This is a genomic window from Pseudomonas sp. LB-090624, from assembly GCF_003205205.1.
Taxonomy (GTDB): Bacteria; Pseudomonadota; Gammaproteobacteria; order Pseudomonadales; family Pseudomonadaceae; genus Aquipseudomonas.
This window is the reverse complement of record NZ_QJRL01000041.1, coordinates 1-25,899: the sequence shown is the minus strand read 5'-3', so window position 1 is coordinate 25,899 and position 25,899 is coordinate 1. Positions and strand designations below refer to the sequence as shown.

Sequence of the window (25,899 nt, the reverse complement as noted above, 5' to 3'; positions counted from 1 at the left end):
GGCAGGCAAGGTGGTTTCAGTGTAAGGGATCAGCGGTTCATCGGAGCGACGAAGCGGCTGTGGGCCACGCTGTGGATAGCCGGGTCGTCACGGTCGCTGATTTCGAAGCTCAGCGTCTGCGAACTGCCATGCGGTCGCTCGGCCACCATCGCCACCGACACCGGCAATTCGCTCATTTCGCCTGCGGGGATGACCAGCGCAGTGCTGCCCTGCAAGGTGAACCCGTCGGCGTCCAGCAGGCGCAATTCATAATGCCGGGTGCGTTCGGTCTTGTTGATGACCTTCAGCAGGTAGATGTTTTCGATCTGACCAAGGGCGTTCTCCCGGAACAGGCCACGGTCCTTGATCACATCCAGCGACACCATCGGGCGCATCTGCAAGGCCAGCACCAGCGCCGTGATCATTATCACCAGGGCAGCGGCATAACCCAGCAGGCGCGGGCGCAGCCAGTGAGAGGTACCCCCTTGCAGACTGTGCTCCGACTTGTAGCCGATCAGGCCACGGGCATAGCCCATCTTGTCCATGACCCCGTCACAGGCGTCGATGCACGCGGCGCAGCCAATACAGGCCATCTGCAAACCGTCGCGAATGTCGATGCCGGTGGGGCATACCTGCACACACAGGGTGCAGTCGATGCAGTCGCCCAGGCCCTGGGCGCCAGGGTCGCTGCCTTTCTTGCGCGAACCGCGGGTTTCACCACGCCGAGGGTCATAAGCGACTGCCAGGGTGTGCTGGTCGAACATTACGCTCTGAAAGCGTGCATAGGGGCACATGTGCAGGCAAACCGCTTCGCGCAACAGGCCAGCATTGATGTAGGTGGCGGCGGTGAAGAACAGCACCCAGAACAGTGCTACGCCGCCCAGCTGCAACGTGAACAGTTCAGTTGCGAGCGGCCGGATCGGGGTGAAGTAGCCGACGAAGGTCAGCCCGGTAAACACGCCGATGGCCAGCCACAAGCTGTGCTTGAGTGTGCGCCGGGCCAGCTTGTTCAGGCTCCATGGCGCGGCGGCGAGCTTGATGCGCTGGTTGCGGTCACCCTCGGTAACCTTCTCGCACCACATGAACAACCAGGTCCAGATACTCTGTGGGCAACTGTAACCACACCACACGCGGCCGGCGTACACGGTGATGGCGAACAGGCCGAAGGCGCAGATGATCAGCAGCGCCGACAACAGGATGAAGTCCTGCGGCCAGAAGGTAGCACCGAAGATATGAAACTTGCTGTTGTCCAGGTCCCACAGCACAGCCTGGCGGCCGCTCCAGTTCAGCCAGGCGGTGCCGAAGAACAGCGCGAACAGGGCGCCGGCGAAGCCGATGCGCAGGTTGCGGTAAAGCCCGCTGAAGCTACGGGTGTGAATGCCGTTATCGATGCGTCGGCTGGCTGGGGCGGTGGCGATCTCTGTGAAAGGGATTCTATCGGTCATGGCTCGGTGCTCATCAGGCCTCGATCAGGCATGAGCACTATGGCCCTGAAGCTGTTATCGGCACAGGTTCAGGTTTTGCGATAAAAACCGTATCAGATGGACCGTCCCGTCTCGCCGGGCCCTAGATCACCGAGCCTGGCGCGCTGGCCTTGAGATGCCTGCGGCTATCGACCGCACCTACCACGGTCAGTGCATCAGCCTCGGCTTCGGTAATCGGCACGCGCTGGCCAGCGAGCAGGGCCACCGACATATGCAGCTGCTCGTCGGTGATGATTTCGATATCCGGGCCATCGCCCTCGATGCGCAGGTCCTCGCCGATGAGCGTGCAGCGGCGGGTGGCTTCGTCGACTTCAATGGGCATGGGGTGGTCCTCCTGAGGGGTGGTTACAGGGTGGACCGCGGCGAGTGGCGGGTTGCTGCAATTAGCACGCTGAACGGCACTTTGCGCGGTGGCTGGTGGTCAGTTTTTATAGATGGCAGGCCGGGCCTCTGCATAGGGCCTGGTGACCCGATGTACAGCATGGGAACAAGGCAATGGAGCTCATCTGGCAGACGATCCAGGCTGAATTCGCCGATATCACAGACGAGCGCGAGGTGATAAGGGTCGTGGTGCGCCTGCTGATGGCGGCTGTCCTTGGTGCCGTGCTGGGCTTCGAACGCGAACACAAAGGCAAGTCGGCTGGGGTACGTACACACATGCTGGTGTCGCTCGGCGCAGCGTTGTTCGTGCTGGCACCCAGCATGGCCGGTGCCGACGAGCAGGCGCTAAGCCGGGTCATCCAGGGCATCGTCGCGGGTATCGGCTTTCTCGGTGCGGGCACTATCCTGAAAGGTAACGGCAAGGACACCAGTCACGTGAAAGGCCTGACCACCGCCGCCGGGCTGTGGATGACCGCTGCCATCGGCACGGCAGCTGGCATGGGCCGCGAAGCCACGGCGCTGATCAGCACGGTACTGGCCCTGCTGGTGCTGGGCACGATGCCGTTTCTGGTAGAGAAGGTCGAGGGGCAAAACGAGGAAAAGCAGGAGGAGGAAGAGGGCAGGAAGCACTGAGGGGAGCCGAAGCTCCCCTCAAAGCGTTGTTGCCTGCTCTTTTTTTATTATTGGGACTGGCCTGTTGTTGTTTTTGTAAGCCGGTCCTGGTGTTGCGGGCGACCCCCATGCGGGGTCAAGAGCAAACGTATTTTTTTGAGCGCTGACCTGCCTTCATCATTACTGATCCGAACCTGGCTGCCGCTACCTTGAGGTAGTTTTATTGTTCTGTGCCAGACCGCGGGGCGTACCCCTGAAAAGCGTGTCGACTCCAAAAAAATCTGCTTGCTACGCCTCTGCCGTGTTGTTCTTGTTATGTCAGAGCCGTTACCTGTTGTTTTTATTGGGTGTCACATTCTTTTTGTTCTTGTACGAAAGATATAGCAGGGTGCGTGCCAACTTTTTAAAACCCTTTAAAATCAATGATTTATAGGTTTTTGCCAAAATCAGCCCGCCTGAAATTCTGTCGATTTGTTTCCCTGTTACCCGATTTTTTGCTGCGAAATGTGGTGTAGGTAACACTTCACCCACACCTGTGTGACACCCGTATGACTTATCGCGCGCTGCGCGCCCGTGCCACTCGCGACCCATTGTCGCGGCCCAGCACGCTGCTGATGCGTTGCCCTGCGGCGATCAACCGGTCCAGATCAATGCCGGTTTCAATGCCCAGGCCCTGCAGCAGGTAGACCACGTCTTCACTGGCGATGTTGCCGGTAGCACCCTTGGCATACGGGCAGCCGCCCAGCCCGGCCACCGAGCTGTCGAACACGCTGATGCCTTCGAGCAGGCTGGCATAGACATTGGCCAGGGCCTGGCCGTACGTATCGTGGAAGTGCCCGGCCAGTTGCTCGCGTGGTACCCGCGCCGACACCACCTCGAACAGGCGGCGTGTGTCGCCGGCGGTCCCGGTGCCGATGGTATCGCCCAGCGAGACCTCGTAGCAGCCCATGTCGTGCAGGGCACGGGCCACCGGGGCCACCTGCTCGGCGTTGACCTTGCCTTCATAAGGGCAACCGAGCACGCACGACACATAGCCGCGCACCCGCACCCCATGGTCGCGCGCGGCTTGCATGATCGGTTCGAAGCGCTTGAGGCTGTCGCTGATCGAGCAGTTGATATTGCGCTGCGAGAATGCTTCGGACGCGGCGGCGAACACCGCTACTTCCTTCACGCCTGCGGCCAGCGCGTCTTCGAACCCGCGCAGGTTGGGTGCCAGCGCTGCATAGGTAACACCGGGGCGCTGCTGGATACCGGCGAATACCTCGGCCGAGCCAGCCATCTGCGGCACCCATTTGGGCGAGACAAAACTGCCCACTTCGATGTAGGCCAGGCCCGCGTCGGTGAGGTCGTCTACCAGGCGCACCTTGTCGGCGACACTGATGGGCTGGGCTTCGTTCTGCAGGCCGTCGCGGGGGCCAACTTCGACCAGGCGGACGTGTTTGGGCAAGGACATGGTGGGTTTCCTGTGGCGTTCAGCGGTTGTCGTTGTTGTTCAGGGTGGCGGCCAGGGCTTGTTCGCAGCGCTCCTGGGCGGTGTCCAGTTCCAGTTGCATCTGGTGGATATCGAGCATCTGTTGCTCCAACTGGGCACGGCGTTCGGCGATTTTCGCCAGCATGCTGTTGAGCTGCTTGAGGTTGCCGCTGGTGGGGTCGTATAGCTCGATCAGCTCACGGCACTCGGCCAGGGAGAAACCGATGCGCTTGCCCCGCAGGATGAGCTTCAGGCTGACCTTGTCGCGCGCCGAGTAGATGCGCTCCAGGCCGCGGCGTTCAGGGCTCAACAGGCCTTGTTCCTCATAGAAGCGGATGGCGCGGGTGGTGATGTCCAGCTCGCGGGACAAGTCGGAGATGCTGTAGGTCTGGGTGCTCATGCTCGGGCTCGGCGTGGGTTATGCCGGTATCCTGAGGGCAGGTTGACGTTTACGTCAAGCAGCGCGGCTCATGCAGGCTTCACAGCCCTCCGATAGCCATTCGGAGTCTGACCACTCAAGCGCTTGAACCACCGTGCGAAATAAGTGGGGTCGCTGAAACCCAGGCTGTCCGACAGCTGCCCGATGCTCATGCGCGTATAAACCAGGCTGCGCCGTGCCTCCAGCAACAAGCGCTGGTGTACCACCTGCAACGCCGTCTGCCCGCTTAACGCCCTGCACAGCTGGTTCAGCTGCAAACTCGGCACATTCAGCCGCGCAGCAAAATCCTCCACCGACAGGTGCTCGCGATAATGCGCCTCCACCAGGCGCAGGTACTGCCCCAGCAACTGGCGGTCCCGCTCATCACGGTTGCGCGGTGCCTGGCCCAACTGCTGGCGACGGCTGATCCACACCATCAGCGCCGTCACCAGCGCTTCGAGCATTGGCGCGCGCGCCGGGGCATTGCCCTGGTATTCCTGCTGCAGGGTGTCGATCAGGCTGCGCAGGTGTGTGCGGTCTTGGCCCAACGGGTAACACGCAGGCTTTGTCAGCACGGTTAGCGGCGTACCCAGGCGTTGCTCCAGGTTCGCCACCAGTGCCGTGCCGAAGGTCAGTACATAACCCTGGATATCGGCGCTGAAACGAAAGCCATGCACGGTCATCGGCGGCACCACCTGGATTGCCGCTTCGCCGATGGCACTGCGCACCCCCTCGACTTCCACCTGGGCCTGGCCACGCTGCACATACAGCAGCTGGAACAGCTCGGCATGCTGGTGAGGCTTGATCTCCCAGTGATGCAGACGGCTGCGCGCCGGGATGGACTCGCAGTGCAGCAGGTCGGTACCCGGCCAGGCCTGGTTTTCGCCATACAGCTTGAACAACGGGACGCCGGGGAGGGTGGACTTCATCTGCGTTGACCTGTTCGCTAATCGAACGTTTTTTTTAAAAGTGCAGGTTTTGCATGGAATAGCACAGTTCAGTGGCTTTTTTTGCCAGTAAAAATGCAAGGGCAAACCCTAACAGCAGATGCCGCCCACTGCCAGTCCATGGCCGGTATCGTCCGAATAGAGACAACAACAATGAAAACTCAGGTTGCAATTATTGGTGCAGGTCCGTCTGGCCTGCTGCTGGGCCAACTGCTGCACAAAGCCGGCATCGATAACGTTATCGTGGAGCGGCAGACCGCCGAGTACGTCCTGGGCCGCATCCGCGCCGGAGTGCTGGAGCAAGGCACGGTCGACCTGCTGCGTGAAGCCGGCGTCGCCGAGCGCATGGACCGTGAGGGCCTGGTGCACGAGGGGGTCGAACTGCTGGTTGGCGGGCGCCGCCAACGCCTGGACCTCAAGGCCTTGACCGGTGGCAAGACGGTGATGGTCTACGGCCAGACCGAGGTCACCCGTGACCTGATGCACGCCCGTGAAACCAGCGGGGCGCCGATCATCTATTCAGCCGCCAACGTTCAGCCGCACGAATTGAAAGGCGAACAACCCTACATCACCTTCGAGAAAGACGGCCAGGTGCACCGGCTGGATTGCGACTATATCGCCGGTTGTGACGGCTTCCATGGCGTATCGCGGCAGAGCATTCCCGAAGGCGTGCTGAAACAGTACGAACGGGTTTACCCGTTTGGTTGGCTGGGCCTGCTGGCGGATACGCCGCCGGTCAACCACGAATTGATCTACGCCCACCACGAGCGTGGTTTCGCGCTGTGCAGCCAGCGCTCGCAGACCCGCAGCCGTTACTACCTGCAGGTGCCTTTGCAGGACCGCGTAGAGGAGTGGTCTGACGAGCGCTTCTGGGGCGAACTGAAAGCACGTTTGCCCGCCGAGGTCGCGGCTGACCTGGTCACTGGCCCGGCCCTGGAAAAAAGCATTGCGCCGCTGCGCAGCCTGGTGGTCGAGCCGATGCAGTATGGCCAGATGTTCCTGGTCGGTGACGCCGCGCACATCGTCCCGCCCACCGGTGCCAAGGGGTTGAACCTGGCAGCTTCGGACGTCAATTACCTGTACCGTATCCTGGTCAAGGTGTACCGCGACGGGCGTACCGACCTTCTGCAGCAATACTCGCCGCTGGCTTTGCGCCGGGTGTGGAAGGGCGAACGCTTCAGCTGGTTCATGACCCAGCTGCTGCACGATTTCGGCAGCCACAAAGATGCCTGGGACCAGAAAATGCAGGAGGCCGACCGCGAGTACTTCCTGACCTCGCCAGCGGGGCTGATGAACATTGCCGAGAATTATGTGGGCCTGCCGTACGAGGAAGTTGTCTGAGGCCAGCTTGACCGGCCTCGGCACAGCGTCACATAAGCTCGCCCAAAGGCTTGAAGTCGGGTTCGCACTTGGCCCACAGTGCCCTGCTGGACAGGTAGCAGCAGGAAGCAAGCGATGAAGTTCTCGACGCCATTGATGAGCGCACTGTGCCTCCTGGCCGGCAGTGGCTGGGCCTGTGCCGACCAGGTGCTGCCCGCACCACCGGAACTGGCCTCCGGCTATCGCAGCGGCTTGCAGCCGGTGCACGCCAGCCGGCACATGGTCGCCGCCGCCAACCCGCTGGCCAGCGAAGCGGGGCGCGCGATGTTGCGTGCAGGTGGCAGCGCCATCGACGCTGCCATCGCCATGCAAATGGTACTGACCCTGGTCGAGCCGCAGTCCAGCGGCATTGGTGGCGGTGGGTTCATCCTGTATTGGGATGGCAAGCGGGTGCAGGCGTTCGACGGCCGCGAGGCAGCACCCGCAGGCGTCTCGGAAAGGCTGTTCCTGCAAGCCGATGGCTCACCCATGCCATTCCGGGCTGCGCAGATTGGCGGGCGATCAGTGGGCGTGCCCGGTGTGCTGCGCGCCTTGAAGCTGGCCCACGAACAGCACGGCAAGCTACCCTGGCGCGACCTGTTCGCCCCGGCCATTGCCTTGGCGCGCAACGGTTTCGCGGTTTCCCAGCGCCTGCACACCTTGGTGGAAGGTGATCCCTTCATTGCCCGCTCACCGGCCATGGCCCGCTACTTCCTCGACGACCAGGGCAAGCCACTGGCAGTGGGGAGCATCCTGCGCAACCCAGCGCTTGCACACACCCTGGAGCAGATTGCCGCGCAAGGCCCTGATGCGTTCTATCGCGGCGAGATTGCCGAAGCGATCGTGGCGGAGGTGCGCAGCCATGCCAACGCCGGTTACCTGTCGTTGCGGGACTTGCAGCAGTACCAGGCCAGGCAGCGCGAACCGGTGTGCGGCCCTTACAAAGCCTGGCAGGTCTGCGGCATGCCGCCGCCGTCGTCGGGTGGGGTCACCGTGCTGCAGACCTTGGGCATGCTCGAAGCAGTACAGCGCGCCGCGCCGCAACGGGACCTGGCCGCGTTACGGCCCCTGGCCAGTGCGTCTGTCGCCCGGCTGGAGGCCCCCCCTATGGCCGTGCATCTGATTGCCGAGGCCGAGCGCCTGGCCTATGCCGATCGTGCTCAGTACCTGGCAGACAGCGATTATGTGCCGGTACCGGTCAACGCCATGATCGATCCCGCCTACCTGGCCAGCCGCGCTACGCGGATCGGCGATTACAGCATGCAGCGTGCCGACCCAGGCCGGCCACACGGCGCCAACCTGGCGCTGGCGGCGGACCGCTCGCCACTGCGCATCTCCACCTCCCACCTCAGCGCAATGGATGACCGCGGCCAGGCACTGGCCATGACGACCTCGGTAGAGGCAGCGTTCGGTTCACACCTGATGGTCAAGGGCTTCGTGCTCAACAATCAGCTGACCGACTTCTCGTTCATCCCTGAGGAGCACGGCATGCCCGTGGCCAACCGGGTGCAACCAGGCAAGCGGCCGCTGTCCGCCATGGCGCCGACCCTGGTGTTTTCGCGTGCTTCCGGCGAACTGCTGGCCAGCCTGGGTTCACCCGGCGGCTCACAGATCATCGGGTACGTGAACAAGGCTTTGGTCGGCCTACTGGATTGGCAACTCGACCCGCAACAAGCCGCGGGGCTGCCCAATTTCGGCAGCCGCAATGCAGGCACCGAAGTGGAAGCAGGGCTGACCAGCCCGGCGCTGATTCGCCAGTTGACGACATGGGGCCACGAAGTGACTCCCATGACCATGACCAGCGGCATGCAGATCATTCAACGCAGTGGCAAGGGTTGGGACGGTGGCGCCGACCCTCGGCGCGAAGGCGTCGCCCTGGGTGACTAGCGCAGCGCGTTGCGAAGCCTGAGGTGGCGTGATAGAAGTCAGTTTTGTCATTCAGTAGTTGAATACCCGGATGTCTATCAGCGTTAAATCGAATAGGGCCCTTTTCGACCTCGACCTGTTGCGCGCCATTGTCGTGGTGGCCGACTGCGGCAGTTTCACCACCGCTGCCGCGCGGCTGCATTCGACCCAGTCGACCATCAGCCAGAAGGTCCGTCGCCTGGAGGACATGGTCGGCCACCGCTTGTTGGTGCGCGGCAACCGCGATGTCCTGCCGACCGACGCCGGGCAGACCCTGCTCGGCTATGCCAGGCACATGCTGGCGCTGAACGACCAGATGCTCGAAGCCCTGGCCGGGGCGATGGTCGGCACCACCGTACGCCTCGGCGTGCCCGAGGATTTTGTAGGCGGGCGCACCACCAATGCGCTGTCGGCATTCAGCCGGCTGCACCCGCAGGTGAAGCTGGAGGTGACCAGCGGCCTGTGCCGTGACCTCAGCCAGGCGTACGACAACGGCGAACTCGACCTGGTGCTGCTCAAGCAGCGGCGCAACAGCCGCGAAGGCGTGGCCTGCTGGCCAGAACGTCTGCAGTGGATCGACAGCGCGCGCACGCCGGCCTTCGAGCTGGACCCGATCCCGCTGGTGACGTTCCCGCCACGCGGCCTGTACCGTGAAGACATGATCAACGCCATCGAAGGCATGGGCCGGCGCTGGCGGATCAGCTTCACCAGTTCCAGCCTCAGCGGCATCCAGGCTGCAGTCGCCGACGGCATGGGCATCAGCTTGCTGCCGCCCAGGGCGGCCACTGGCGAGCACCGGGTGCTGGGGGATGGGCAAGGGCTGCCGGAGGTCGACAGCTACGAAATCGTCATCGTGCACCGGCCCACGGCGGATGTGATGGTCAAGGCCTTGGCCGAGGTGATGACGCAATTGCTGGCCGGTGGCGGCATCTGACAGGGCCGGCGTTCCGATGTGCTCAAGGCTGACGCTCAGCCACCGCCCGCAATGTCCGCAAGGTCACCACCGGTGCATCCACCACGAAGCGGTTGGCCAGCCAGCCGGGCACATCCCCGGCCGGGTCGGCCTGTAACTGGTAGGTCACCTCGGTCTCGCGCTCGCCCAACGGCTTCATCCGCCACTCGCCGCTCAGGTGCTGCACGCGAATCAACCCGTCTACCTTGGGGATCCTGTCCGGCTCGGCACTCAGGTGCCGCAGCAGGGTGCCGTCATCCAGCCGCTCGCTGGTCACCTTCAGCACGATGTCTCGCGGCATGGTTGGCCAAGGCAGGTCGGTGGTCAGGTACACCCAGGTGTTGGCGCCATCCACGTCCAGCAGGCGCATCTGGTCGCAGGCATACAGCCACTTGCAAGCCACACGCAGGTTTTCCTGCAGGTCGGTCAATGTGCGCACGCTGGCTTTCATGGTGCTCACGCCGCGAAACTGCTGGTAGGGCGACTCTGCCACGCCACGCAGGTACACCCGAATGCCTTCGCGGTCGTAGGCCAGGTTCCAGTCATCGGCAGCCAGGGCAGGTGTACACAGTAACAGGGCGGCGAGCAGGCAGCGGTTCATGGCTGGTACCGCGCGGGGAGGGTGTTTCAGTATGTGCCGCAAACAGCAAGCCCGCCAGGTTGGCGGGCTTGCGGGCTTCAGCCTGTGCTTAGCGCTGAGGGTTCAGGGTCAGGTGCACGTGACGGTTCACGTCCTTGTACAGCAGGTAGCTGAAGTTGCCTGGGCCGCCGGCGTAGCAGGCCTGTGGGCAGAAGGCGCGCAGCCACATGAAGTCGCCGGCTTCTACCTCGACCCAATCCTGGTTCAGGCGATACACCGCCTTGCCTTCCAGCACGTACAGCCCGTGCTCCATCACGTGGGTTTCCGCGAACGGGATTACACCGCCCGGCTGGAAGGTGACGATGTTCACGTGCATGTCGTGGCGCATGTCGGCCATGTCGACGAAGCGGGTGGTTTTCCAGCGGCCTTCAGTGCCCGGCATTTCGATGACGGTGGCGTTGTCACGGTGGGTAACGAAGGATTCCGGTACGTCCAGGCCTTCAACTTTCTGGTAGTGCTTGCGCAGCCAGTGGAAGGTGACGTTGGATTTGCTGTTGTTGCGCAGGCTCCACTCGGCGCCCGGGGCCAGGAAGGCATAGCCGCCCGGTACCAGGGTGTGGTGCTTGCCTTCGACGGTGATGTCCAGCTCGCCTTCGACGATGAACACCACGGCTTCGGCGTTAGGGTCCAGTTCAGGGCGCTCGCTGCCGCCTTCTGGTGCCAGTTCGACGATGTACTGGGAGAAGGTTTCGGCAAAGCCGGTCAGCGGGCGGGCGATGACCCACATGCGCATCTTGTCCCAGAACGGCAGGTGGCTGGTGACGATGTCGCGCATCACGCCTTTGGGGATGACGGCGTAGGCTTCGGTGAACATGGCACGGTCAGTCAGCAGCTCGGTTTGAGCCGGGTGCCCACCGTGGGGGGCGAAGTACGAATGGTTCGACATGGACAATCTCGACTTGTTGTTCTCTCCCCATGCCGTGAACCGCACCGGCCGGTGCGGCGCAGGGGATGTGCTGACAGAATAGGGTCGAGCGCGTGCCATCCACAAATTAAATGTTGGAATACCCGGTATTTGATCACTGAATGTCGACCTGGCGCCCCGCGTGCTGCTCCGGCAGGCGGTCACCCTGGCCGAACAGCTTGTGGCGCAAGGTGCCCTCGGTGTAGTTCAGCGGGTAGCGACCACGGCGTTGCAGCTCGGGCACCAGCAGTTCGACCACATTGGCCAGGTCGTCCGGTTGCACGGCGTAGGTCAGGTTGAAACCGTCGATGCCAGTCTGGTCCAGCCAGCTTTCCAGCTGGTCGGCGATGCTGCCGGGATCACCCACCAGCACCGGGCCACGGCCGCCCAAACCCACGAACTCGGCGGCCTCGCGTACCGTCCAGCGGCGGTTCGGGTCAGCGGCAGTGAAAGCGGCCAGGGCGGCACGGCCTGCGTCGTTTTCCAGGTACTCGATCGGCGCGTCTGGGTCCAGGCCGGCAAAGTCGATGCCGGTCCAGCCTGACAACAGCGCCAGGGCGGCGTCCAGGTCGACATAACGGCGGTACTCGGCAAAGCGCGCCTCGGCTTGCTCGCGAACAGGCGCAACGATCAGCAGCGCCTGGGCGTAGATCAGGACTTCGTCACGGCCACGCCCGGCGGCTGCGCTGGCCTGGCGGATGCCGTCGGCGTAGCGGCGCAGCACTGTCGGTGTCGGCCCGCTGATGAACACGCATTCGGCGTGTCGCGCGGCAAACTGCTGGCCACGTGCCGAAGCGCCGGCCTGGAACAGCACCGGGGTGCGTTGCGCAGACGGCTGGCACAGGTGCATGCCGGGCACCTGAAAATGCTCGCCTGCATGGTTGATCGGGTGCACGCGCGAGGGCTCGATATAGCGCCCGCTGTCGCGCTCCAGCACTACCGCGTCGTCGTCCCAGCTCTTTTCCCACAGCTTGTACAGCACCTGCAGGTACTCCTCGGCCAGGTCGTAGCGCTGGTCGTGGCCCAGCTGGCGCGCCTGGCCCAGGTTGCGCGCAGCGCTGTCGAGATAGCCGGTGACAATGTTCCAGCCAACCCGGCCATTGCTCAGGTGGTCGAGCGTGGACATGCGTCGGGCGAAGGGGTAGGGGTGTTCGTAGGTCAGCGAGAACGTAACGCCAAAACCCAAATGCCGGGTAACCCCGGCCATGGCCGGCACCAGCAACAGCGGGTCGTTCACCGGTACCTGTACGCCACCGCGCAGGGCGGCCTGGGGGCCGCCCTGGTAAACATCGTAGATACCCAGCACATCGGCGATGAACAGGGCGTCAAACAGGCCGCGTTCGAGCAGCCGGGCCAGGTCGGTCCAGTAGTCCAGGCGGTTGAACGCCACACTGGTGTTACGCGGGTGGCGCCATAACCCAGGGGACTGGTGGCTGGCGGCATTCATGCTGAACGCGTTGAAGCGGATCGGGCGAGGCATGCTGGCGGCTCCGTTCAAGGCAACACGGAAGCCGGGTAGACCGCGTCGGCCACCTGCAGCTTGCGCGGAATCAGGCCCAGGCCCTGGAAGGTGTCCGCCAGCTTCTGTTGCTCGGCAACGATCTGCGGGGTGATGGCCACGGCGTTATAATTGCGCCGCTCGCTGGCCACTGCCAGCACGTTGGCATTGATCCCCAGCTGCGGGGCCAGCAATGCGGCCACTTCGGCCGGCTTGGCGTTGGCCCACTGGCTGACCTTGCCCAGTTCAGCGAAGAAGGTTTTCAGCAGCGCGCGATGCTGGTCGGCGTAGCTGGCGGTGGACAGGTAGAAGGTGCGGTTGTTGGACAGGCCGCTGCCGTCGCGCAGGTTCTTCAGGCCCGGCTGGCTTTCTGCCGCGGCAAGGAACGGGTCCCACAGGGTTGCGGCCTGGACGCTGCCCGATTGCAAGGCGGCGACGGCATCGGCGGCATTGTTGACGTAGGCAGGGGTGATGTCCTGGTAGCTCAGGCCAGCCTGTTGCAGTGCCACGGCCAGTAGGTACTGGGCATTCCAGCCACGGCCGGTGGCCACGCGCTTGCCTTTGAGGTCCTGCACGCTGCCCAGGTGGTCCTGGTCGCGTACCACCAGGCCGATGCCACGTGGATAGGGCTGCTCTGCCGCCAGGTACACCACCGGCTTGCCGGCGGCCTGGGCAAACACCGACGGCGCGTCAGCGGCATGGCCCAGGTCGATGGCGCCCGTGCTCAGTGCCTCGAGCAGCTGGGGGCCGGCGGCGAACTCGTGCCAGCTGACTTTCACACCTTGTGCCGCCAGTGCCTTTTCCAGGGCGCCGCTGCCTTTGAGGATGTTGATGCTGTTGAACTTCTGATAACCGATGCGCAGGGTCTCAGGGTTATCGGCGAGGGCTTGGGACCAGGGTAAAAGGGCGCTGGCAATACTGGCCAGCAGGCCGCCGACCAATAGTCGGCGCAACGGAGAGAGGGGGCGGGCAGGCATGGCTATCGTTCCTTTGATCGGGTGTTGGGCGATGCACTCAGCCTAAGGACCAGGCATTGGTCTTTCAATTTCTTTATGCATTTTTGTTAGATTGTTTAGTTATTTTTATATCCTTTTGTTTTTTGTAACCGATGGGTAAGTTTCGACATGTTTTTCACATTCCCTTGCTAGGATCCCCGGCAATCCCGAGGAGCCCCTACATGCCGCACATCCTGCGCAAGCGCCGCACCCGCATCGCCTGCACCGCCATCTCTGGCCTGCTTGCTTCCACCTTGGGTTTCTTCGCATGGCAGAGTTTCTACCCGGTCCAGGCCGCCGCTGGCTGGGACGTCGAGGTGCTGCACCCTGATGTCACCAAGGCCGCTGCGCTGCTGCCGCAAGCTGATGGCAGCCTGCTGGTCAGCCGCGAGCTGGACGATGGCCAGGGGAGCATCCTCAAGATTACCGCCCAGGGTGACCGGGTCGTGGTCATCGACAACCTCTCCAAGCCAGACGGCATGGTAGCGGCGCAAGGTGGCTGGGTGTTCAGCCAGGAAGGTGGTGCGGCACCTGTCAGCCTGGCCCGTGATGGCCAGGTAACCCGGCTGTTCGACGGCGAGAGCGTGCAAGGCCTGTGGAACGACGGCGACCACCTGTATGCCATCGAAGACCGCAAGGGCAACGGCCGGCTGATGCGTTATGACTGGAGCAGTGGCCAGCTTGAAGTGCTGCGTTCCGGCTTGACCGAAACCGAAGGACTCACCGGTTGCGGGGGCCGCCTGCTGTACACCGAAAAAGCCAAAGGCAGGGTCCGCGCCTTGGCCGACGATGGCCGTGACCCGGTGGTGGTCGATGGCCTGCGCAACCCCACGTTCCTGTACTGTGACCAGCGTGGCCTGTGGATCAGCGAGGACAACACCCACCGTGCCCGCCTGCTGCGCATCGATGCCGATGGCAGCCAGCACACTGTGCTGACCTTCCTCAAGGCGCCTCAGGCGATCACTGCCGATGGCAATGGCGGTTACCTGCTGGCCGAGGGTGGGCGTAACCGCGTGCTGCACCTGACGCCGCCGCCGGAGCCTGTCACCGCCCGGCGCGACTGATCCGGCGCCTGGCAGAAGCCGCCCGGCAGCACGTTGACATGGCTACCCGACCAACAGCGTGCTTCCCTGCATGGCCGTGCTAACGGATAATCCCCGCATTCCAATAAACAGCCTGTGAGTGGGTATGAGTGATTCCGTAGTCGGCCTTGGCCAGCCTGAAACCGAAGGGGTGCGCAGAACGCGCAAGAACAACCCCGAGAAAACCCGCGAGGACATCCTCCAGGCCGCCATCAACGAGTTCGTCCAGCAAGGGCTGGCCGGCGCCCGCGTCGACGCCATCGCCGAACGTACGGCCACCTCCAAGCGCATGATCTACTACTACTTCGGCAGCAAGGAGCAGCTGTACTGCGAGTGCCTGATCAAGCTGTACGGCGATATTCGCAAGACCGAGCAGAGCCTGGACCTGGAGTCGCTGCCAGCCGATCAGGCGATCCGCCGTCTGGTGGAGTTCACCTTCGACCACCATGACCGCAATGTCGATTTCGTGCGGATCATCTGCACCGAAAACATCCACTATGGCGAGTACGTCAAGCAGTCGCCGGCCATTCGCGAAATGAGCAGCCTGGTGCTCGAGGCCCTGGGCAACACCCTGCGCCGCGGGGTAGAGGAGGGTGTGTTCCGTGCCGGTATCGAGGTTATCGACCTGCACATGCTGATGAGTTCGTTCTGCTTCTATCGGGTGTCCAACCGCCATACCTTCGGCGAGATCTTCCAGATCGACCTGTCGGACGACGAGGTCAAGCTGCGGCACAAGGCGATGATCTGCGATGCGGTGCTGCGGTATATCCAGGTCTAGCACCGTCCCTGAGCGTTGCCAGATGGCCGGGTTGAGCCTTGCGCGAAAGGTTCAGCCTCGGCCATGGCGCGGGTCACTCGCCCAGCCGTTGCTCCCGCGACGGCGGGTAGCCGAAGTACGCCGCATAGCACTTGCTGAAGTGCGACACCGAAACAAACCCGCAGGCCACCGCCACCTCCATCACCGACAGGTCGGAATACTGCAGCAGCCTGCGGCTCTTGGTAATGCGCAATTCCATGTAGTAGCGCCGGGGCGAGGTGCCCAGCTGTGCCTGGAACAGCCGGTCGATCTGCCGCCGCGAGCGCCCGCTATAGGCGGCGAGCTGGTCGAGGCTGAGGGTTTCCTCAAGGTTGTTTTCCATCAGTTCGACAATGGTGCGCAGGTGCAGGCTCATGGACTTTTTCGCCCCCGGGCCCACCTGGCGGTAACGGGCACCGGAGAACGAGAGGATTTCCTCCACGCCTTCGGCCAGGCCATCGCCATACAGGCGGCGCACCAGGCCCAGCATCAACTCCATGGCGCCATTGGGGCTGGCGGCGCTGAGGCGGTCGCGGTCGAGGGTGAAGCTGGCGGGGGTAATGCGGGTTTGCGGGCTGCGTTCGGACAGGCTGGCGCGCTGCTCGGGGTGGATGCTGCAGCCGTAGTCGTCCAGTACCCCGGCGCGGCCAAGGAACCACGCGCCGTTCCACAGACCACCCAGGGCCATGCCATGGGCAGCGCAATCGCCCAGCAGGCGGTCTAGCTCCAGGTACTTCAGGGGTGTGCGCAAGCCGCCGCAAATCACCAGCAGGTCCAGGTCTTTCAATGCCTCCGCCGACAGATCGGTGGCCACCAGTTCCAGCCCCAGGTCGCTGACCACACGGTCGCCGTCCAACGACAGTGGGGTGAACCGGAAACTGTCGGCACGCAACAGGTTGGCGGTGACCAGCACGTCCATGGCCACGGTGAAACTGGCCATGGAGAAGTGTTCGAGCAGGACGAAATCGACCCGATAGGGGGCCTGGGCATTGGCGCTGCTGGTCTTGAGCCGCAGCATGTTGCTGGTGCTGGTCTTCTTGCTGAACTGGCGTGGCGTGGGCACTCTGGACTCCGCTTCCTGGCTGGCCTGGAGAGTGTGGCGGGTGGCAGGGGGAAAGACAATGTCCCGGGTGGCTGTGTCGTATTACAGGTCGTGTTCAGGCAACCTGTAAGGCTTGGCGCTTTGACGCTATGCTGGCGCCTTGGTCATTGAGGATGCCACTGATGAAATATGCCGCTGCCTTGTTGTTCAGCCTGCTGCCGCTGCTGGCCAATGCCGTGGAGCCCGGCGACAAGCTTGCACCGTTCACGCTGCTCGATCAGTACGACCAGGCCTACAGCCTTGGGGACGACACCAAGGTTTTGCTGGTGGCACGTGACATGGACGGCGCCAAGCTGGTCAACGCGGTGCTGGCCGAGCAGCCCAAAGGTTACCTGGAGGCGCGCGATGCGGTGTTCGTGGCCGACATCCAGCGTATGCCTGCGCTGATCAGCAAACTGTTCGCCATCCCGGCCATGCGCGATTACAGCTACCGGGTGCTGCTTGACCGTGAAGGGCGAGTGGCCAACCGGTACACCGGGCAGGAGGGCCAGGTGCAGTGGTTGCAACTTGAGCAGCGCGCGTTGGTCAGCCAGCGGTCATTTGCCGATGCAGCCGCGTTGAAGGCAGCGCTGGAGACCGCAGCGCAGCATTGAGGCCATGCCGCAGGGCTCTTGAGAAGCAGTCCTGCGCAAATCAATCTGAACCCTCAGCGCCCGCTGCGACCCAACCCATTACATGCCAATGGGAGAGCGCACATGGAAATCGGAACGATCTGGATCATCATCGCAGCCCTGGTCATCCTTCTGGAAATCTGGGCCATCTGGCACATCATCGGCAGTGAGCGGCGCGCCGAGCGCAAGATGCTGTGGGTCGTCTTCGTGGTCTACGCACCCTTCCCAGGTTTGCTGTTCTGGGCCTGGCGCGGTCCGCGGGCGGTGAAGGGCAGGGCGGTGCTGCAGGAAAAATGACCAGTTGCGGCCTCGGACGCGGGGGCGCCTGAGGCCGTCGGGTTCATTTAGGCAGGATGTCGAAACGCATCGCTGGGCCGAGCCCGTCTACCATCAGGCAGCCGTAGAACTTCACGGTAGACAGCACGCGCAATTCCTTCAGCGCGTCATGAAGGTAATCGTGAACCAGCTTTTCAGCTTCCCGTTTGCGCTCAGCGAGGGTGGTGCTCTTGAGCGTGATCATGCCCAGCAGGGTGGTTTCAATGTGCTCGACGGTGTCCAGCCCGAGCTTTTCGCGCAGGTGCAGACGCGCCAGCGCCGCATCGGCTTCATCGCGGGCAGGGTTATTTGGCTTGATGGTGTAGGCCAGCTGAAAATCAAATTTGCTCATGGGGGGTTCCCTGTTGGGTAAAGGCTTCCGTGCCGGGTCTTGCAATTTACCGGCTGGTGCGCGCTGCGCAAACAGACGCGTGGTTCAACCAACGCGCTGCGGTGTGGGAAAAGTCTTACGCTGCGCTTGACCTCGACTTAACTTAAGGTCCGAAACTGCGCCGCTCTTCCCATCGAGCGAGGGCTTGTCATGACCCAACCACGCGCATTCCAGCTAACCAACCCCGCAGGCCTTTACGACCCCAGTGCCAACGCCTACTCCCATGTCGCGGAGGTGCGCGCCGGCAGCCGCCTGCTGTACATCGCCGGCCAGGGAGGGGAGGACAGCAACGGGCAGTTGTCGCCGCTGTTCAGCGAACAGGCCCGCCAGGCATTGGCCAACCTGGAGCTGGCGCTGGCATCGAGAGGTGCCGGCCTGGCCCAGGTGTTCAAGCTGACCCTGCTGATTGTCGATCACGCCGAACCGCGCCTGCGCGAATGGGTGGCCGAAGCCGACAGGGCCTGGGGCCCGCACCTGAAACCGACTTGTACACTGATCCCGGTACCCCGGTTGGCGCTGGACGGCATGCTGGTGGAAATCGAGGCCGTGGCCGCAACGTAATGAAGCGGGCGCACCCTGTGCCAGCCACCACGGTGGATTGTTCCTTGTGTATCGGTGCCGGTCCTGACTACATTGCCGCTACAAGAACAAATCCACTCAGAGGTGACGCCACCATGAGCACCGGCACCACCACGCTTACCGACCGCAGGGCGCGGGCCTGGCTCTGGCCTGCATTGTTCAGCCTGGTGGCGTTTGCCGCCAACTCGGTGTTCTGCCGGCTGGCGCTGAAAGACGGGGCAATCGACCCTGCATCCTTCACTATGGTGCGTCTGGCCAGCGGTGCCTTGTTCCTGTTGCTGCTGATACGCGTGCGCAGGCCGGCGCAGCGCATGGGTGGAAGTTGGCGAGGTGGCCTGGCACTGTTCCTCTATGCCTTCCTGTTTGCTGCGGCCTACTTGCACCTCGGGGCCGGGGCCGGCGCCCTGCTGCTGTTCGGCGCCGTGCAGATCACCATGTTCGGTTTTGCCTGGTACAAAGGCGAACGCATCACTGTGCGTATGCTGGTGGGCATGCTGATCGCGTTCGTTGGCCTGCTGGTATTGCTGTTGCCCGGTACTTCGGCGCCACCTGTTGCCAGCGCCTTGCTGATGGCGCTGTCCGGTGTGGCCTGGGGAGTGTATTCGCTGCTGGGCAAAGGCTCGCCCAGGCCGTTGGCCGACACGGCCGGCAATTTTGCCCGCAGCCTGCCTTGTCTCGTGCTGTTGGCGCCGGTGCTGTTGCTGGGTACTGGCGGCCCCCACCTCACCCCGGTCGGCGTGTTGTACGGCTTGGGCTCAGGGGTGCTGGCGTCGGGTGCCGGTTACGCCGTGTGGTATGGGGTGGTCAGGCAGGTGAGTGCGCAACAGGCGGCGACGCTGCAGCTGAGTGTGCCGGTGATTGCGGCACTGGGCGGGGTTGCCCTGATCGGTGAGACGCTTTCGTTACGCTTGTTGATTGCCTGTGCAGTGGTGTTGGGCGGTATCGCCCTGGCGCTGGTGCCGCGCCGTTAAAAAAAGGCGCGCTGGGCCTTGAGCGTGACGACGCTGTCGCAATAGGTATTGATGCCCGAATAGGCATCGCAGCTGGCGCCACTCAGGCTGGAGTTGCTGTAGATCAGGTTCAGGTCGATCCCCAGCCAAGGCCGCGACAGCTCCAGCGACCAGTCTGAAAAGGCATCCACCTGGCTGCCATCACCAATGGTAAACGGTGTGCCCAGGCGGTGGTGTGCCAGCTTGACGGTGAGGTCGACATCGAACAGCGGCAGTTGGCCAAAGTCGGCGAACAGCGTGCCAGTGCGGTTGTCGGGGTTGTTGCGCAGCGCGCCACCGAAACGACTGCCCAGTACCGAGACGCCGCCGTAGAGCGCGTAGCTGTCGGGGCCGGCGATGTTTGGCTGGCTGTAATGGATCAACCCTACCTCATAGCCCAAGGTGCTGTCGAAGTGATGCTTGTAGCCCACGTAACTGTCCAGGCGCAGGGTGGAGTTCGGGGTTACGCCCATGCTCGGGGCGTACTGGCCCAGGTACCAGCCACTGGCGTGGCCGAGGTCGAGGCCACCGTGGAAGGCGCCGACGGCACTGGGTGAGATCAGCCCCTGGGCCATGCTGCGCGAGGGGGTGGTGCCAAGGGTGAAGTCGAAATCGCCCAATTCGCGTGTCATCTGCTGGGCCGGCAGCATGGGGCTGAACAGCAAGGCAGCGCTCAGCAACAGAAGGGGCCTGAACATGGTCTCCATCCTGGAAGGCTTGCGGTTGAGCGGTAAGAATACCTGTGCAGGTGTAAGGAGGGAACCTTTGCCTGGCCCGCTCAGCCTTTGGTCGAACGGTCGGCATCGGCGGCTTCGGTCACTACTGGCAGGTTGCCGGCACGCTGGATCACCCGCCGTTGCTGTTCATAGTCCTCCAGCGAAAGGCCACGGCGCTGCAAGGCTTCCAGTTGCAGTTGACGGGTTTCGTCGGCACTGTACGGGCGCAGTTCGGGGTGGCTGGCACAACCGGCCAGTACAGCAATGCTGGCAGCGGCCAGGGCAGTGCGGAGGAAGTGGGCCATGGTGTTCATCGAGCAGCTCCGGAATGCAGGGGATTCGCCAGGTTCGAATCGATGGGGCTAGGTTATTGAGCCTGCGCGATCAGTAGAAATTGCCTTGTTCGATAGTCACTATTGACGGGAGCATCAGTGCTAAAAGTTGGCGTCCTTGCATCTGGCCAAAAGCATCGCCATTGCTACCCTTAACCCACGCGATCTGACCTCCTGGGGATAAGCGATGCGCATGCCATTGTTTGCTTTGCTGTCGGCACTGATGTGCCTGAACGCGGCGCCCGGCCTGGTGCTGGCGCAAGACGTACCAGCCCCCGACCCAGTCCCGCAGGCCGAGACGGTCGCGGCCAAGACCCCGGTGTTCACGCAAGAGCAACTGGACCAGATGCTGGCGCCGGTTGCGTTGTACCCCGATCCGCTGCTGGCCCAGGTATTGATGGCGGCCACTTACCCGGGGCAGGTGAGCGAAGCTGTGACCTGGTCCAAGGCCAACCCCAAGGCGTCGGGCGATGATGCGGTGAAACAGGTGGCGAAGCAGCCGTGGGACCCGAGCGTGCAAGCGCTGGTAGCCTTCCCGCAGCTGTTGGCGACCCTGGGCCAGGACCCGGTGTGGGTGCAGCGCCTGGGTGATGCGTTTCTCGCGCAGCCCGACGATGTCATGGGCGCGGTGCAGCGTTTGCGTCACCAGGCACAGGCGGCCGGCAACCTGCAAAGCAACCAGTACCAGAACGTGACCGTGCAAGCCGTACCGGCGCCACAGGCTGCCAGCAGCCCCCCATCCACCATCATCATTCAGCCGGCCGACCCGCAAGTGGTGTACGTGCCCAGCTACAACCCGACCACCACCTATGGTACCTGGGCCTACCCGGCTTCACCGCCGGTGTACTACCCGCCGCCGCCGATGTACTACCCTGGTTCCGCGCTGGTGGCCGGCCTGGCCTTCGGTACCGGCGTCGCGATCGTCGCCTCGTTATGGGGCGACTGCGACTGGGGCAACAATGACATCGATATCGACGTCAACCGTTACAACAATATCAACGCCAACAACCGCATCACCAACAACCAGAACAAATGGCAGCACAATGCCGCCAACCGTGAAGGCGTGCCTTACCGCGATGCCCGCAGCCGCCAGCAGTATGGCCGCCAACTGGACGGCGCCACCCAACGCACTGCCTTCCGGGGCGACGACGCGCAGCGGGCGCAAGCTCGGGACAAGGCTCGGGCCTCGATGGACCGCGCGGGTATCGAACGCCCGGCCACCGACAACCGCCAGGCACGCCAGCAAATGCGCGAAGCGAAGGTGGGCAATTCGGCGGGCAACCGCATGCAATCCGGTGGCGACAATGCCAGAGCAACCGACCGTCGCCAGGAAACACGCAATGCCCAAGGCCGGCAGGTGGCACAGAACCGGCCGGCCAACAGCGCCGGCCGGGCGCAGAACAATGCCTTTGACGGCGTGCGCTCGCCGGCGCGCACCAGTATGCAGGCCAACCGCGGGCACACCAGCCAGTCATTTGCCCAGCGGCCCAGTGCATCCCGTGCTGCCGGCCACCAGATCTCCCGACCCAGTGCGCCAGTGCGTCGTGGCGGAGGAGGTCGTCGATGAAACGTCCAGTATTTGCAGCAATGCTGCTTGCGACCGGCTTGGCATGGGCCTCCCTGGCGGCTGCCCAGGAGGCATTCCCGACGCCGGAGAAGGCCGTGGAGTCCTTCATTGCGGCGCTGGGCACGGAAAAGGCCGATGAAGCCCGCCTGGCCCAGTTGCTGGGTGATGACTGGCGCACCTACATACCGCGTGGTGGTGTGCAGCGCAGCGACGTGGACACCTTTCTGGAGCAGTATCGCGCGCAGCACAGTATCGACATGGCAGGCGAGGGCAAGGGCATCCTGGCGGTGGGCAGTGATCACTGGACTTTGCCCATACCGTTGACCAGAAGCAGCCAGGGCTGGCGCTTCGACCTCAAGGCCGGCAGCACCGAAATCCGCGCCCGGCGCATCGGCCGCAACGAACTGGGCGCGATGCAGGCGTTATTGGCTTACCACGATGCGCAGATGGACTATGCCAGCCAGGACCGCAACGGCAACGGTGCGCTGGAGTACGCGCAGAAAATTTTCAGCGAGCCCGGCAAGCATGACGGGCTGTATTGGGATGACGACGGCGATGGCCAGGTCAGCCCGCTGGGGCCGCTGTTTGGCCAGGATGTGGTGGGTGATGACTGGTATGGCTACCACTTCCGCATCTTGGACGCACAAGGCCCGTCCGCCCCCGGTGGCGCCTACAGCTACCTGATCGGCAACCAAATGAGCCGTGGCTTCGCCATGGTCGCCTGGCCGGCCAGCTACGACGACACCGGGGTGATGAGCTTCATGATCAGCCATGACGGCCAGGTGTTCGAAAAAGACCTCGGGCCGCACGGCGACAGGCTGGCCAAGGCGATGAAGCGCTTCGACCCGGATGACAGCTGGAAAGTGGTGGATGTGGCAGCGGGGGATTGAGCCCGCAAATCACTGCAACCCCGCAGCCCTGACATGGTCCTGGCCAACGTGCGCCTTGCTACGCGAGTAGCCCGCATATTGTGTCTGGGCGCACTTCAAGTTCGTGCAGGCGACACAACTATTGCCCCAGCATCTCTCCCACCAGCCATTGCCCGGCCGGCCCCAAGGCACGCCGGCTCGACCAGGCCACGTCCATATCCACCCGCCGGGGGTAACCCGCTATCTGCAGCTCCACCAGCTCGTTGCCAAACCGTTTCACCAGCGCCCTGGGCAGTTCGGCCCAGCCAAACCCGCGCACGGCGAACTCCAGCAGGGTAAGGTAATCCGGTGCCGACCACGCTCGGCCGCGGCCATGGTGCAGGCTGGGGGCATAGGTCTTGATATACAGCTGTCGTGCGTTCTCCAGATGCTGCGTCTGTACCTGCGCCAGGCTCGCCAGCGGATGCTCGCTGGCGACATACACGCCGAACTCTGCCTGCTCCGGCAAGCGCGCCACGGCCACGTCGGCGGGGTAGCCGGGCTGTGTGGCAAGGATGCCGACATGGGCCAGGCCCTGCTGGATCATCTCGATTACATCAGCGTCCTCCGCCGGGCCGCAGCGTAGCTCGGTATGGGGGTAATGCTGGGCGAAACGAGTCATTACCGCCCCCTGGAACGTTACGCTGTAGCTGTCCGACATCACCACAGATACCAGCGCCTCGACATTTTGCGCCAGTCGCACTGCCAGCGCATCGAGCTGGGCGCTGGCGTCGAGAATCGCTTCGACATGGCTCAGCACCTGCCTGCCCGCCTCATTGAGCGTGGGGTGGCGGCCATTGCGATCAAACAGCGGGCAGCCGATATCGGCCTCGAAATTGGCAATGGCGATGCTGACAGTGGACTGGCTTTTGCGCAGCTTGCGTGCTGCCGCAGAAAACGAACCTAGCGAGGCGGCTTCGGTAAAGGCGACCAGAGCTTCGGGAGAGTAGCGCATGGTATTGATAAAACCGATGGTAGCTATATCGCGAGTATCAGTTCTATCAAAGAAAATGGAAAGCACGACTCACGCAATGGATGGAATTAGCAATGAAAAACGTGTCTTTCACCGAGCGCCTGGTCCACGCCGTTGCCTATGAAGTTTTTGCGGTACTGCTGTGTGCGCCGCTGCTGTCCTGGATCATGGGCAAGTCGTTGGCAACAGCGGGCGCGCTGGCGGTGACCCTGTCGGTGATCGCCATGCTGTGGAACATGGTCTACAACGCACTGGTCGATCGCTGGGTGCAAACCGAACGCATCAACTGGAAGGCCAGAACGCGTTTCGTGCACGGTCTTGGCTTCGAAGCCGGCCTGGTGGTGTGGTGCCTGCCGGTGGCGGCATGGATGCTGGATATTTCGCTGCTGCAGGCGTTCATGGTGGAACTGGGCTTCTTCGTGATCATTCTGCCCTACACCGTGGTGTACAACTGGGCGTTCGACAAAGCCCGGCACCTGCTGATGCAGCGTCGCCTGGCATAAGGTTCACCGCGCAAGCTTTCATTGGTGCAAAAAAAACGGGGCATGCCATTGCTGGCATGCCCCGTGCTCATACAGCTGAAGCGCCTCAGGCGACCTTGACGATCCAGCCTGCCGGCGCCTCTACATCGCCGCTCTGGATACCGGTCAGCTCGTTGTAGAGCTTCTGGGTAACCGGGCCGACCTTTTCCAGGTCGTGGAACACGTGCAGCTTGCCGTTGTACTCGATGCCGCCGATCGGGGTGATCACGGCTGCGGTACCGCAGGCACCGGCTTCGATGAAGCGGTCCAGCTTGCTGATCTCGACATCGCCTTCGATCACGGTCAGGCCCAGACGCGACTGCGCCAGTTCCATCAGCGAGAGGCGGGTGATGCCTGGCAACACCGAGGCCGATTTCGGGGTGACGAACTCGTTGTTGGCGGTGATGCCGAAGAAGTTGGCCGAGCCGACTTCTTCGATCTTGGTGTGGGTCAATGGGTCCAGGTAGATGGCGTCGGCGAAGTTGGCTTTCTTCGCTTCAGCGCCTGGCTGCAGGCTGGCAGCGTAGTTGCCACCGACCTTGGCCGCGCCGGTGCCCTGCGGGGCAGCACGGTCGAAGCTGGAAATCTGGAAGTTGTGCGGCTTCATGCCGCCCTTGAAGTACGAGCCAACCGGGATGGCGAATACCGAGAAGATGAACTCGGGGGCGGTGCGCACGCCAATGTTGTCGCCGGTGCCGATCACGAACGGGCGCAGGTACAGGGCGCCTTTACCGTGCGGGGGCACGAACTTTTCGTTGGCCTTGACCACTTGCTTGCACGCTTCGATGAACACATCGGTGGGCACCTGCGGCATCAGCAGGCGGGCGCAGCTGCGCTGCATGCGGGCGGCGTTCTGGTCCGGTCGGAACAGGTTGATCGAGCCGTCCTTGCAACGGTAGGCCTTGAGGCCTTCGAAGCACTGCTGGCCGTAGTGCAGGGCCGTGGAGCCTTCACTGATGTGCAGCACGTTGTCTTCGGTCAGGGTGCCCTTGTCCCACTCGCCATTGCGCCATACGGACAGGTAGCGTTTGTCAGTCTTGATGTAGTCGAAACCCAGCTTGTCCCAATTAATGCTTTCGTTGCTCATGACACCCTCATTGTCTTGCAAGTGCCCGATCGCTCGGGCTGCTGTTATATGCGCACCATGCCACCTTAATACATCCTTGGCGGATCGGGAACGGCCAGTCACGAATTGGCCGCGATACGGTGTGCAATTGGGGGTAGCAGTCGCCGAGGCTTTTGGCGCCTGGGAGATCGAGCGCCGCCCGCGCGGCGCATCGCGAGCTGCGCTCGCTCCTACGTTTGTTTCGGGCCAGTAACACCTGTGACAGGCGCGCGCGACCGCCTGGTTCATACGACGCGATAGCAAGCCATGCCCCAAGGCGTTCGCGCGAAAATCCCCCAGGCATCATTGGCCCGAAACAAACGTAGGAGCGAGCGCAGCTCGCGATGCGCCGCGCGGGCGGCGCTCG

At 63.1% G+C, this 25,899-nt stretch carries 28 protein-coding genes; 13 read left to right on the top strand and 15 right to left on the bottom strand.

Annotated elements, in window-relative coordinates; genetic code table 11:
• Positions 1-29: 29 nt before the first annotated feature.
• On the bottom strand, positions 30-1,424 hold the full coding sequence (gene ccoG / locus DMX11_RS23920) for a cytochrome c oxidase accessory protein CcoG (RefSeq protein WP_110747664.1): 1,395 nt from the start codon (positions 1,422-1,424) through the stop codon (positions 30-32).
• Positions 1,425-1,545: 121 nt separating this feature from the next.
• Entirely contained in the window at positions 1,546-1,785 is a 240-nt protein-coding gene (locus tag DMX11_RS23915) for a DUF3203 family protein (protein WP_110747661.1), read from the bottom strand.
• A 173-nt stretch (positions 1,786-1,958) separates the two neighbouring features.
• Between DMX11_RS23915 and DMX11_RS23910 the strand changes: the two genes are divergently transcribed.
• Complete coding sequence (locus DMX11_RS23910) at positions 1,959-2,477, top strand: MgtC/SapB family protein (protein WP_110747658.1); 519 nt, start codon at positions 1,959-1,961, stop codon at positions 2,475-2,477.
• Between the two features lie 532 nt (positions 2,478-3,009).
• Here DMX11_RS23910 and DMX11_RS23905 read toward each other — a convergent pair.
• From DMX11_RS23905 to DMX11_RS23895, 3 genes are all read right to left on the bottom strand, one after another.
• Complete coding sequence (locus DMX11_RS23905) at positions 3,010-3,909, bottom strand: hydroxymethylglutaryl-CoA lyase (RefSeq protein ID WP_110747655.1); 900 nt, start codon at positions 3,907-3,909, stop codon at positions 3,010-3,012.
• A gap of 19 nt (positions 3,910-3,928) precedes the next feature.
• Positions 3,929-4,327, bottom strand: coding sequence for a MerR family DNA-binding transcriptional regulator (locus DMX11_RS23900; protein WP_110747651.1), 399 nt, complete (start codon positions 4,325-4,327; stop codon positions 3,929-3,931).
• Between the two features lie 68 nt (positions 4,328-4,395).
• A complete protein-coding gene (locus DMX11_RS23895; RefSeq protein WP_110747648.1) occupies positions 4,396-5,274 on the bottom strand; it encodes a helix-turn-helix domain-containing protein in 879 nt (292 codons plus the stop codon).
• A gap of 171 nt (positions 5,275-5,445) precedes the next feature.
• Between DMX11_RS23895 and pobA the strand changes: the two genes are divergently transcribed.
• From pobA to DMX11_RS23880, 3 genes are all read left to right on the top strand, one after another.
• A complete protein-coding gene (gene pobA / locus DMX11_RS23890) occupies positions 5,446-6,633 on the top strand; it encodes a 4-hydroxybenzoate 3-monooxygenase (RefSeq protein WP_110747645.1) in 1,188 nt (395 codons plus the stop codon).
• Positions 6,634-6,747: 114 nt separating this feature from the next.
• Entirely contained in the window at positions 6,748-8,538 is a 1,791-nt protein-coding gene (ggt, locus tag DMX11_RS23885) for a gamma-glutamyltransferase (protein WP_110747642.1), read from the top strand.
• Positions 8,539-8,608: 70 nt separating this feature from the next.
• A complete protein-coding gene (locus DMX11_RS23880) occupies positions 8,609-9,490 on the top strand; it encodes a LysR substrate-binding domain-containing protein (protein ID WP_110747639.1) in 882 nt (293 codons plus the stop codon).
• A gap of 22 nt (positions 9,491-9,512) precedes the next feature.
• On the opposite strand, the gene DMX11_RS23875 is transcribed toward DMX11_RS23880, so the two are convergent.
• The 4 genes from DMX11_RS23875 to DMX11_RS23860 form a co-directional block, all read right to left on the bottom strand.
• Positions 9,513-10,109 (bottom strand): START domain-containing protein, encoded by a 597-nt coding sequence (locus DMX11_RS23875; RefSeq protein WP_110747638.1) that lies wholly within the window; start codon positions 10,107-10,109, stop codon positions 9,513-9,515.
• A gap of 88 nt (positions 10,110-10,197) precedes the next feature.
• On the bottom strand, positions 10,198-11,034 hold the full coding sequence (locus DMX11_RS23870; protein WP_110747635.1) for a bifunctional allantoicase/(S)-ureidoglycine aminohydrolase: 837 nt from the start codon (positions 11,032-11,034) through the stop codon (positions 10,198-10,200).
• 133 nt (positions 11,035-11,167) lie between these two features.
• The gene (locus DMX11_RS23865; protein WP_110747632.1) at positions 11,168-12,532 is read right to left on the bottom strand and encodes an LLM class flavin-dependent oxidoreductase; all 1,365 of its coding nucleotides are present in this window, start codon (positions 12,530-12,532) and stop codon (positions 11,168-11,170) included.
• 14 nt (positions 12,533-12,546) lie between these two features.
• On the bottom strand, positions 12,547-13,527 hold the full coding sequence (locus DMX11_RS23860; RefSeq protein ID WP_110747629.1) for an aliphatic sulfonate ABC transporter substrate-binding protein: 981 nt from the start codon (positions 13,525-13,527) through the stop codon (positions 12,547-12,549).
• 200 nt (positions 13,528-13,727) lie between these two features.
• Between DMX11_RS23860 and DMX11_RS23855 the strand changes: the two genes are divergently transcribed.
• Positions 13,728-14,609 carry a hypothetical protein gene (locus DMX11_RS23855; RefSeq protein WP_110747627.1) on the top strand — a complete coding sequence of 294 codons (882 nt, stop codon included), beginning with the start codon at positions 13,728-13,730 and terminating at the stop codon, positions 14,607-14,609.
• A gap of 124 nt (positions 14,610-14,733) precedes the next feature.
• Positions 14,734-15,405, top strand: a complete 672-nt coding sequence (locus DMX11_RS23850; protein WP_110747624.1) for a TetR/AcrR family transcriptional regulator — start codon at positions 14,734-14,736, stop codon at positions 15,403-15,405.
• A 73-nt stretch (positions 15,406-15,478) separates the two neighbouring features.
• Here DMX11_RS23850 and DMX11_RS23845 read toward each other — a convergent pair whose 3' ends face one another.
• Positions 15,479-16,486, bottom strand: a complete 1,008-nt coding sequence (locus DMX11_RS23845) for a GlxA family transcriptional regulator (RefSeq protein ID WP_110747621.1) — start codon at positions 16,484-16,486, stop codon at positions 15,479-15,481.
• A 161-nt stretch (positions 16,487-16,647) separates the two neighbouring features.
• On the opposite strand from DMX11_RS23845, the gene DMX11_RS23840 reads away from it, so the two are divergent.
• Together DMX11_RS23840 and DMX11_RS23835 are read left to right on the top strand one after the other, a co-directional pair.
• Positions 16,648-17,118: an FAD/FMN-containing dehydrogenase gene (locus DMX11_RS23840; protein ID WP_110747617.1), complete on the top strand. Its 471-nt coding sequence runs from the start codon at positions 16,648-16,650 to the stop codon at positions 17,116-17,118.
• A gap of 102 nt (positions 17,119-17,220) precedes the next feature.
• On the top strand, positions 17,221-17,433 hold the full coding sequence (locus tag DMX11_RS23835; RefSeq protein WP_110747614.1) for a PLDc N-terminal domain-containing protein: 213 nt from the start codon (positions 17,221-17,223) through the stop codon (positions 17,431-17,433).
• Positions 17,434-17,476: 43 nt separating this feature from the next.
• Here the strand turns inward: DMX11_RS23835 and DMX11_RS23830 are convergent, their stop codons facing one another.
• Positions 17,477-17,803 (bottom strand): hypothetical protein, encoded by a 327-nt coding sequence (locus DMX11_RS23830; RefSeq protein ID WP_110747611.1) that lies wholly within the window; start codon positions 17,801-17,803, stop codon positions 17,477-17,479.
• 189 nt (positions 17,804-17,992) lie between these two features.
• On the opposite strand from DMX11_RS23830, the gene DMX11_RS23825 reads away from it, so the two are divergent.
• Positions 17,993-18,403 (top strand): RidA family protein, encoded by a 411-nt coding sequence (locus DMX11_RS23825; protein ID WP_110747608.1) that lies wholly within the window; start codon positions 17,993-17,995, stop codon positions 18,401-18,403.
• A 113-nt stretch (positions 18,404-18,516) separates the two neighbouring features.
• Positions 18,517-19,392 (top strand): DMT family transporter, encoded by an 876-nt coding sequence (locus DMX11_RS23820; protein WP_110747605.1) that lies wholly within the window; start codon positions 18,517-18,519, stop codon positions 19,390-19,392.
• On the opposite strand, the gene DMX11_RS23815 is transcribed toward DMX11_RS23820, so the two are convergent.
• Together DMX11_RS23815 and DMX11_RS23810 are read right to left on the bottom strand one after the other, a co-directional pair.
• On the bottom strand, positions 19,389-20,108 hold the full coding sequence (locus tag DMX11_RS23815; protein ID WP_110747602.1) for a TorF family putative porin: 720 nt from the start codon (positions 20,106-20,108) through the stop codon (positions 19,389-19,391). The genes DMX11_RS23820 and DMX11_RS23815 overlap by 4 nt on opposite strands.
• Positions 20,109-20,188: 80 nt before the next feature.
• On the bottom strand, positions 20,189-20,440 hold the full coding sequence (locus tag DMX11_RS23810; RefSeq protein WP_110747599.1) for a hypothetical protein: 252 nt from the start codon (positions 20,438-20,440) through the stop codon (positions 20,189-20,191).
• 205 nt (positions 20,441-20,645) lie between these two features.
• Between DMX11_RS23810 and DMX11_RS23805 the strand changes: the two genes are divergently transcribed.
• Complete coding sequence (locus DMX11_RS23805) at positions 20,646-22,025, top strand: DUF3300 domain-containing protein (RefSeq protein WP_110747596.1); 1,380 nt, start codon at positions 20,646-20,648, stop codon at positions 22,023-22,025.
• On the top strand, positions 22,022-22,915 hold the full coding sequence (locus DMX11_RS23800; protein WP_110747593.1) for a DUF2950 domain-containing protein: 894 nt from the start codon (positions 22,022-22,024) through the stop codon (positions 22,913-22,915). Before DMX11_RS23805 ends, DMX11_RS23800 begins: the two co-directional genes overlap by 4 nt.
• A 118-nt stretch (positions 22,916-23,033) precedes the next feature.
• On the opposite strand, the gene DMX11_RS23795 is transcribed toward DMX11_RS23800, so the two are convergent.
• Entirely contained in the window at positions 23,034-23,888 is an 855-nt protein-coding gene (locus DMX11_RS23795; protein WP_110747591.1) for a LysR family transcriptional regulator, read from the bottom strand.
• Positions 23,889-23,980: 92 nt separating this feature from the next.
• Between DMX11_RS23795 and DMX11_RS23790 the strand changes: the two genes are divergently transcribed.
• Entirely contained in the window at positions 23,981-24,409 is a 429-nt protein-coding gene (locus tag DMX11_RS23790; protein ID WP_110747587.1) for a multidrug/biocide efflux PACE transporter, read from the top strand.
• A gap of 85 nt (positions 24,410-24,494) precedes the next feature.
• On the opposite strand, the gene DMX11_RS23785 is transcribed toward DMX11_RS23790, so the two are convergent.
• Positions 24,495-25,514: a branched-chain amino acid aminotransferase gene (locus DMX11_RS23785; RefSeq protein WP_110747584.1), complete on the bottom strand. Its 1,020-nt coding sequence runs from the start codon at positions 25,512-25,514 to the stop codon at positions 24,495-24,497.
• Positions 25,515-25,899 lie beyond the last annotated feature (385 nt).